At 63.5% G+C, this 8,576-nt stretch carries 5 protein-coding genes; 3 read left to right on the top strand and 2 right to left on the bottom strand.

What is annotated here, in order from left to right:
• Positions 1 to 89: 89 nt before the first annotated feature.
• Positions 90 to 611, bottom strand: coding sequence for a hypothetical protein (locus tag AC1D1P_RS08495; protein WP_477672674.1), 522 nt, complete (start codon positions 609 to 611; stop codon positions 90 to 92).
• Between the two features lie 99 nt (positions 612 to 710).
• Here AC1D1P_RS08495 and AC1D1P_RS08490 point away from each other — a divergent pair, with 99 nt between their 5' ends.
• Positions 711 to 1,661, top strand: coding sequence for a helix-turn-helix transcriptional regulator (locus tag AC1D1P_RS08490; RefSeq protein ID WP_477670328.1), 951 nt, complete (start codon positions 711 to 713; stop codon positions 1,659 to 1,661).
• A gap of 15 nt (positions 1,662 to 1,676) precedes the next feature.
• Here the strand turns inward: AC1D1P_RS08490 and AC1D1P_RS08485 are convergent, their stop codons facing one another.
• On the bottom strand, positions 1,677 to 3,029 hold the full coding sequence (locus AC1D1P_RS08485) for a D-amino acid dehydrogenase (RefSeq protein ID WP_477672673.1): 1,353 nt from the start codon (positions 3,027 to 3,029) through the stop codon (positions 1,677 to 1,679).
• 107 nt (positions 3,030 to 3,136) lie between these two features.
• On the opposite strand from AC1D1P_RS08485, the gene AC1D1P_RS08480 reads away from it, so the two are divergent.
• Positions 3,137 to 4,081 carry a LysR family transcriptional regulator ArgP gene (locus AC1D1P_RS08480; protein ID WP_477672672.1) on the top strand — a complete coding sequence of 315 codons (945 nt, stop codon included), beginning with the start codon at positions 3,137 to 3,139 and terminating at the stop codon, positions 4,079 to 4,081.
• Positions 4,082 to 4,290: 209 nt separating this feature from the next.
• On the top strand, positions 4,291 to 8,355 hold the full coding sequence (locus AC1D1P_RS08475) for a PAS domain S-box protein (RefSeq protein ID WP_477672671.1): 4,065 nt from the start codon (positions 4,291 to 4,293) through the stop codon (positions 8,353 to 8,355).
• Positions 8,356 to 8,576: the final 221 nt, after the last annotated feature.

Genomic DNA, 8,576 nt, shown 5'->3' with positions numbered 1-8,576 from the left:
GTCCATGCCGGGCAGGATGATGATGCCCAGCACCATGAGAAAAAACAGCCAGAGGTGTGCGAAGTGGTCCATCAACGAGCCTGTTTTTTCTAGCGGTGTACCGCGTGGTRAGCGGGGCGTGACAGGCTCATCACCCAGTTGGTTTCCCAGTGGCGGCCGTCGTCTTCCGAAAAGGCCTGTTCCCAGCGGGCGTAGGTAGGTGTGATGCCGGACCAGGTGAAACGAACCCGCACGGGCCGGCCTTCATGGCTGTCGTTTCCCTCAAACCGGCCTATGCCGCCGGCAAACGAGCCGGTCACCGGCGGCTGCAGCAAGCCGTTGTTCTGGCTGACCCAGTAAATGCTCCACAACCGCGTTTGCGGATTGAAAAACCGCAAGGCCATGCCGATGGTTTCCTTGTTTTCGGTGACGAGGTCGTTCATGTTGCCGAGCCCGCCCAGCAGCAGCGCGCCGTCCTGCACGGCTTCGAAACTTTCCCAGTCGGTACAGCCCTCCAGTCGCCGGCGCAGACGCTTGTTGCTGACCAGCCAACGCCCGGTAATGAAATTGAAATCGTGGCGCCCGTCGGTGAGCTCGGCAAGCTCCGGTGTGTGAGTCAGGGTGGTGGTCATGGCTTGAAGTGCATGTGGCACCGCAGTGGATATGTGAAAACCAGTCTAAAAAGKTAATAGGGCTGTTTCAGCCCTAATTAAGCGTTAGACTTTTTCACCATGTACTCCCCCACCACGCGCGTGCTCACCGTCCTGGAACTGCTGCAGTCCCACGGCCGGCTGAGCGGTGCCGAGCTGGCACGGCGGCTGCAGGTGGATGGCCGCACCCTGCGCCGCTACATCGCCAAGCTGGAAGACCTGGGCATTCCGGTGGTGGCCGAGCGTGGCCGCTACGGGTGCTACAGCCTGATCGCCGGCTTCAAGCTGCCGCCGATGATGTTCACCGACGACGAAGCGCTGGCCCTGTCGCTGGGCCTGCTTGCCGCGCGCGGCCTGGGGCTGGCTGAGGCAGCGCCTGCCGCGGAAAGCGCGCAGGCCAAGCTGGAGCGCGTGATGCCGTACCAGCTGAAAAACCGCGTCCGAGCGCTCGGTGAAACAGTGACGCTCGACATGCGCCATGCGGTGGCCCCCGGCGACAACACGGCGTTGCTGGCCTTGAGCACCGCAGCGCATGGCTGGCAGCGTGTGCACATGGCGTACCGTTCAGCCGACGACGATGTCACCGAGCGAGACTTTGACGCCTATGGCCTGGCATTTCGCCGCGGCCGCTGGTACGTGGTGGGCTGGTGCCATCTGCGCGGGGCGCTGCGCTCATTCCGCCTGGACCGTGTGCAGGAAGTCCGGCCGCTCAATGTGGTGTTCACGCCGCCGGCAGATTTCAATGCAGCGCAGCATCTCGTCCTGGGGCTGGCCACCATGCCGCGCACAAACACCGTGCGCCTGTTGCTGCACACCGATTTGCAGACGGCGCAAATGGAACTCCCCGACAGCATTGGCGTGTTCCAGCCCAGTGACGAAGGCGTGCTGCTGCACAGCCAGACCGACCACATCCCGTGGTTCGCCAGACAGCTTTCGCGGTTGCCATTTGCTTTCGAAATCCAGGAGCCGCCTGCGCTGCGCACCGCGCTGCGCGACCACGCACAACGCACGCTGGACCAGCATGCGGCCTGAACAGGCAGGCGTGGATCAGGCGGTTTCAGGCTCCAGGCGGCCGCGCGCGCGGGCCAGCCCGTAAAAACCGAAATCCATGGCCGGGACCTCCCCGCAGATCAGCTCGGCCATGGCCTTGCCAGACCCGGCGCCATGCGTCCAGCCCAATGTGCCGTGCCCGGCATTCACCCACAGGCGGCCGACTTTGGTCTTGCCGATGTAGGGAATGTTGGTGGGAGTGGCGGGACGCAGGCCGGTCCAGAAATTCGGTGTACCGCCCTGCGCTTCAAGGCGGGTGTCGCACACGCCTGGCAGCACTTCTTCGATGCGGTCGGCCAGCATTTTGCAGCGCGCCCTGGCCAGCGGGGTGTCCAGCGAAAGGTCATAGCCACCGACTTCGATGGTGCCGGCCACGCGCAAGTGATCGCCGAGGCGGCTCATGGCACATTTGACCTCGTCGTCAATGGTGCTGACGAAGGGCGCAAGTTCCGGCTTGAGCAGCTTGAAGGTGGCGCTGTAGCCTTTGCCCGGATAGATCGGCAGGTCAACGCCCACCGAGCGCAACAGCGGCGCCGTGTACGAACCGCAAGCCACCACGATCTCGTCGGCCTTGAGTTTCATGACGGGACTCTCACTGCTGCCCGGCACGGTGCGTGCCCGGACGGCGACCGACTGGACCGCTCCACCGGACTTTTCCAGTCCTTCGATATTGTGTTCGTAGAGAAAGCGTACGCCCTTGTCGGCGCAGCGCTGTGCCAGCGCCTGGGTGAAGACGCGCGCGTCGCCGCTTTCGTCGCTGGCGGTATAAGTGCCTCCCACGATGCGGTGCRCAAATGACTTGAAGGCCGGCTCTATGCCCAGCAACTGGGCCGTGCTCACCACGCGACGCGCCACGCCGTACTTCTGCATCAGCGCCGCCGCTTCACCGGCGGTATCGAACGACTTCCGGTCGGTGTAGTAGTGCGCGATGCCGCGCTCCAGCCGGTTGTATTCAATGCCGGTGGTCCTGACCACCTCCTTGAGCGCGATATGGCTGTAAGCGCCGAGTGCCACCAGCTGCTGCACGTTGCGCTCAAACGCGGCGTCGTTGCATTGCGACAGAAACTGCAGGCCCCAGCGCCATTGCTGCCAGYCATCGCCGAAGGGCAATTGTGGCCGGAACAGCAGGGGGGCGTCGTTGCGAAACATCCATTTCAGGGCCTTCAGGGGGGCGTCCTTGTTGGCCCAGGGTTCGCAATAGCTGACCGAAATCTGCGCGGCATTGCCAAAACTGGTTTCCAGGGCGGCTCCGGGCTGCCGGTCCACCACAGTCACCTCATGGCCGCGCTCCAGCAGGTGCCAGGCGGTGCTGACGCCGATGATTCCCGCTCCCAAAACCACTACTTTCATACAAGCCCCTTTACAGCTTTCAAGTGTGAAGGATGTTGCTTTCAATTAATAGAAAAATTAAACTATCAGTGAAAACATCAGAACAACTAATACAAAGGAGGCTCTGCATGAGCACTTTTGATCCGGATGCGCTCGAATGCCTGGCAGCCATCGTGGAAGAGGGCGGCTTTGAGCGGGCGGCCCAGCGCCTGTCGATCACGCAGTCGGCTGTGTCGCAGCGCCTGCGTGCACTGGAGGCCCAGGTCGGGACCGTGCTGATCGTGCGCAGCAGGCCGCTCAAACCTACTTCAGCCGRCCAGCTGTTGCTGAAACACACCAAGATGCTGCGCCTGCTGCGTGCCGACCTTGAGCGCGACCTGAAAGAGCTGGCGCCCAGCTCGCTTGGCGGTGCGCGTGAGGAAGAGCGCATTTCCATCGCCATCAATGCCGACAGCATCGCCACCTGGGCCCTGCCGGCGCTGACCGACCTGGCGCAGCAGGGCCTGCCCATGGAGATCATCCACGACGACCAGAACTTCACCCACGAGTGGCTGCGTGAAGGCCAGGTGCTGGGCTGCGTCACCACACTCAAGCAGGCACTGCGCGGCTGCAAGGTGGAAMCGCTGGGCGCGATGCAGTACATCGCGGTGGCTACGCCGGGCTTTGCGCAAAAACGGCTTGGCCTGGGCGAGGGCCCTGGCGGCAAACAGAACGCGCCCGCCTTGACGCAATACAACTTTCGCGATGTGCCTTTTATTGCGTTCAACCGCAAGGATGAGCTGCCGGTCGATTTCGTCGGCAAAGCTTTCGGGCTCAAGCGCGTCACCCTCAACCAGCTCTTTGTGCCGTCATCGGAAGGCATGGTCAGGGCTGTGCTGGCGGGCTGGGGCGTCAGCGTGGTGCCGCGCCTGCTGGCGCAAGGACTGATTGACACAGGCCAGCTCGTCAACGTGGCGTCCAGCTACACCCTGCCCATCCAGCTCTACTGGCATTGCTGGAACCTGGAGTCCGAAGTGCTGGATGCGCTCACCGCTGCACTCAAGCAGTCTGCAGCGCAGTCGTTGGTGACCTGATCGCACGAAAAGAGGCGCGCACCGCGTAATGGCTGTGCACGGCTGGCGGCCGACCGGGAACACCGGGGCAGCCATGCGCTAGTCGCTGTTTCACTCGCTGACAAAGGCAGGTAAGGGAGTAGTCCCATTTACAAAAGGCACTGGCTTCCGCACACTGTGACCTGATGCGCGCTTGGCGCTGCATTGCAGTGAAAGGCACGAGGTAACGAATGCTGGGATGGCTGGGGCTGCGTACCCGTCTGGTTTTGCTGGTGCTGCTCGCGCTGCTCCCGCTGTTCGGCTTGCTCGCGTATTACGCCGAACAAGGCCGCCGCACTGCGCTGGAGCATGCACAGGTTGACCTGCAGGCCCAGGTCGCGCTGCTCGCCACACACCAGCATCGCACGGTGGACAAGGTGCATGAGCTTCTCAACGGCCTGGCCAGTGCGCCTCATATCAAGAGCCACGAGCCTGGACTGTGCGGGCAACAGCTGAAAAACATCCATCGGGAGCACCCCGAGTTCACCCATGTGGGCGTTGTTGCGCCGGACGGCCGGCTGGTCTGCAGCTCACTGGGCCTTCCCGCCGGCAGTATCCAGGAAGATGACCGGCCATTTTTCCTGCAGATCATGACCGGCCAGCGTTTTGCCATTGGGACCTACGGCATTGGCCGCAGCAGTGGCCTGCCGGGCCTGATCTTCGCCATACCGATCCACACCGATTCCGGCGCCATGGGGGGCGTGGCCTTTGCCTCCCTGGGCCTGAAGGCCCTCGCAGAGCCTTTGACCGCCGCCTCCATGATGTCGGGCGCAAGGCTGACGGTGCTTGACCGGGACGGCGTGGTGCTGGCCGTTTCCCCGCAGGCACCTTCCTGGCTGGGCCGACAGCACCCGGACGCCGCCGTGCGCCAGGGCGTGCAAACGCGTCACCTGGGTGTGCTGCATGCACCTGATGCGCAGGGAAGCCAGCGGGTCTACGCTTTTGCGCCGGTTTCCGTCGAAGGCCGCGATGGGCTATTTGTGGCAGTCAGTGTCCCGCAGGAAATCATCGGCGCAGAAAGCCGCGACAACCTGCTTTCGGAGCTGGCGGCTTTGCTCGCCATGGCCGTGGCAAGTGCAGCCTGTGCATGGTGGATGGGCAACCGCCTGATCGTCAACCCGGCCAAGGCGATCCTGAAAGAAGCCAATGAGGTTGCAGAGGGCAATCTGGGGGCGCGTGTCAGGCTGGGTCCGTTGTACCAGGGGGAGCTTGGCGACATTGGGCAGACCTTCAATCGCATGGCTGGCTCCCTTCAGGCGCGCCAGGAGGAGCTTGATGCCGTGCTCAGCCGCGTGGACAAGGAGCGCTCCTTGCTCGATCTCATTCTCAACAGCATGAGTGAAGGTGTAATCGCGGCGGACACCGAAGGTCGTTTCCTGGTGTTTAACGCGACGGCTCGCAAGCTCTTTGGCGTAGCGCCAGGCCCCGGCGTGCGGGTCGAGGACTGGCGCCGCGACCACGAGCTGCTGACGCTCGACGGAAAAACCCCCTTGCCGGCGTCGGAGCGGCCGCTGGCGCGCGCAACGCGCGGCATCAGTATCGACAACTGGGACCTGGTATTTCGCAGGCCCGGCGCCGAAGACCGGGTACTCAGGATGAGCACGCGGCCCTTGCAGGATGACGCCGGCACGCTGGTGGGCGGCGTCGCGGTGTTCAATGACATTACCAAGGTCAAGGCCGCGGAGGATTTTGCCCTGGCGCAGGAACAGGTATTGGCGCTGATTGCCGGGAGCGCGCCCCTGCAGCGCTCGCTCGAGGCCGTGGTGCAATTAATTGAGACGAGTTCCCCGGACAGCCTGTGCTCGATCCTGCTGCTGGACGGGCAACACCTGCGCCTGGGTGCAGCGCCCAGCCTGCCGGACAGCTACAACCAGGCCATTGAAGGCCTGCCGGTAGGTGAAGGGGTGGGTGCCTGCGGTACCGCGGCGTTTCGCAACGAGATGGTCGTGGTGGAAGACACCCAGCTCGACCCGCTGATGAAGGACTACCGGGAGATATTGCTCGCGCATGGCCTGCGCGCCTGCTGGTCCCACCCTGTGGTTTCGACCGACGGCGAGCCGCTGGCAACATTTGCCATCTACCACCGCTATCCATGTGTACCCCAACCGCAAGATCTGGAACTGATCGACACTGCGGCGCGGCTAGCCGGTATTGCGCTGGTACGTGCCCGCGCCGAGGCGGCGCTGGTCAGCAGCGAAGCGCGTTTTCGTGAACTTGCAGAAAACATCAACGACGTTTTTTACAACGTGGATCCCCGCTCCGGCCAACTTCTCTATATCAGCCCCGGCTATGAGAAGGTGTGGGGCCGCAGCCGTGAGAGCCTGTATGCCAACCCCCTGTCATATGCCGACGCTGCGCTGCCGGAGGATCAGCCTTTGCTGAAGCTCGCCAGGAAGCGCAACCGCACTGGCGAATCCTCCGACATCGAATACCGCATCCTGTCCGCGGACGGCAAGCTCCGGTGGATACGCGACCACTCCTATCCGGTGCTCGATGCGTCGGGTGTCCTCGAGCGTGTGGTGGGCACCGCCCGCGACATTACCGACCGCAAGCTTGCCGACCTGGCGCTCGCAAACACCAACCGGGCCCTGCAGATGCTGAGCCAGTCCAGCATCGCCATCAACCGGATTGAAGACGAGGAGGCCCTGTTGGCCGAAGTCTGTCGTGTCGCCGTCGATGTGGGCAGCTACCGCATGGCCTGGGTGGGGTATGCACAGAACGACGAAGCGCGCACCATACAGCCCATGGTGCACGCCGGTAACGAGGGCGGGTACCTGACGGTGATCCGCCTGACCTGGCGTGATGACCAGGTTACGGGCCAGGGCCCCGCGGGCCAGGCCATTCGCACCGGGCTGCCCCAGCAAAGCGACATCAGCCGGGCCGACAATCATTTTTACTGGCAGGCCGATGCCATGAAGCGGGGCTACCAGAGCGCGGTTTGCCTGCCTTTGCGCGAAGGGTCCAGCAGTTTCGGCGTGCTATGCCTTTATTCGGCTGAGCCGCAGCAGTTCACCGCTGAAGAGGTCAAACTTCTGCAGGAGCTTGCCGACAACCTGGCGTTCGGCATCGTCAGCCTGCGTGAACGCCTGGAGCGCCAGCGCAGCCAGGAGGCCGCACGCCAGGCGGCAGTCAAGCTGCACGAACAGGCTTCGCTGCTGGACAGGGCCCAGGACGCCATCATGGTCCGCAACCTGGACCGGACCATACGTTTCTGGAACAAGGGTGCCGAACGCCTTTACGGATGGACAGCCGAAGAAGTGCTGGGCAAATCGATGGAAGAGTTCATGTACGAGGATCCCCAGGTGCTTGTGGGCGCCATGGCCCGCACGCTGGCCAATGAAGGGGACTGGACCGGTGAACTGGAGCAGCGCGCCAGGGATGGCTCAACGGTGGCCATCGAAGCACGCTGGACGGTGGTGCGCGACGAAGAAGGCAAGGTTAACGGGGTGCTCGGCATCAACACCGATATCCGCGAACGCAGGCGTGCGCGCGAGGAGATATTGCGGCTCAACGCCAGCCTGGAAGAGCGCGTGCAGCAACGCACCGCGCAACTCGAATTTGCCAACAAACAACTGGAGGCATTTTCTTATTCCGTATCCCATGACCTGCGCAGCCCGCTAAGTGCCATTGACGGATTCAGCGACCTGCTGCAGCGTGCCATGAACAAGTCCGACAGCACACCGCTGTCGGAGCGCAGCCGGCATTACCTGGCGCGCATACGGGCCGGGGTGGGGCAGATGGGGGAATTGATCGATGCGATGTTGACGCTGGCACAGGTGTCGCGCTCAAGCCTGCGTTGGGAGCCGGTCGACCTCAGCGCACTGGTCCAGGGCATCCTTGACGGCTACCGTGAACGCGAGCCCGAAAGGCCGGTGGCGCTCCATGTTGAAGCGGGCCTGACGGGGCAGGGTGACCCGCGCCTGCTCATGCAGTTGCTGGACAACCTGCTGGGCAACGCCTGGAAATTCAGCGCCAACCAGGAGCGCACCGAAATCACCTTCGGCCATGAGGTCGGCGAAGACGGGGAGACGGTGTATTTTGTCCAGGACAAGGGTGCCGGCTTCGACATGGCCTACGCGGAGAAGCTGTTTGGCGCGTTCCAGCGCCTGCATTCGCTGTCGGAATTTGCCGGCACCGGCATTGGCCTCGCCACGGTGCACCGCATCGTGGCACGGCATGGCGGGAAGGTCTGGGCCCAGTCATCCCTCGGGCAAGGCGCCACGTTCTATTTCACGCTGGGTGACAGGACCTTGTAAGGGGTGGAGCCCCCACGCTCCTCCACTGCGTGTGGGTCGCGAGGCCTTGCAGGCCGCAGCTCGCGAGACGCTTCGCCTCTGTCGCCCGTCCGAGCCTGCGCAGGCAGGCTCGGAGGCCGCTCGCCTGCAGTCCGGCAAAGTCGGTCCTGCGGCTTATGCTTGCATGAAGAGTTCGGCGGCGTAACCAGTGGGCGTATTTCACCAGTGGGGGCCGCGGGGGC

It is taken from the genome of Polaromonas sp. P1_E1_2, from assembly GCF_056406035.1.
Note: the sequence above shows the minus strand (reverse complement) of the source record. Positions and strands in the feature narration are given on the sequence as shown.

Bases quoted from the DNA above. Each gene is read 5' to 3' on its own strand.
- AC1D1P_RS08490 (WP_477670328.1), top strand. From the start codon at position 711: ATGTACTCCCCCACCACGCGCGTGCTCACCGTCCTGGAACTGCTGCAG.
- AC1D1P_RS08475 (WP_477672671.1), top strand. From the start codon at position 4,291: ATGCTGGGATGGCTGGGGCTGCGTACCCGTCTGGTTTTGCTGGTGCTG.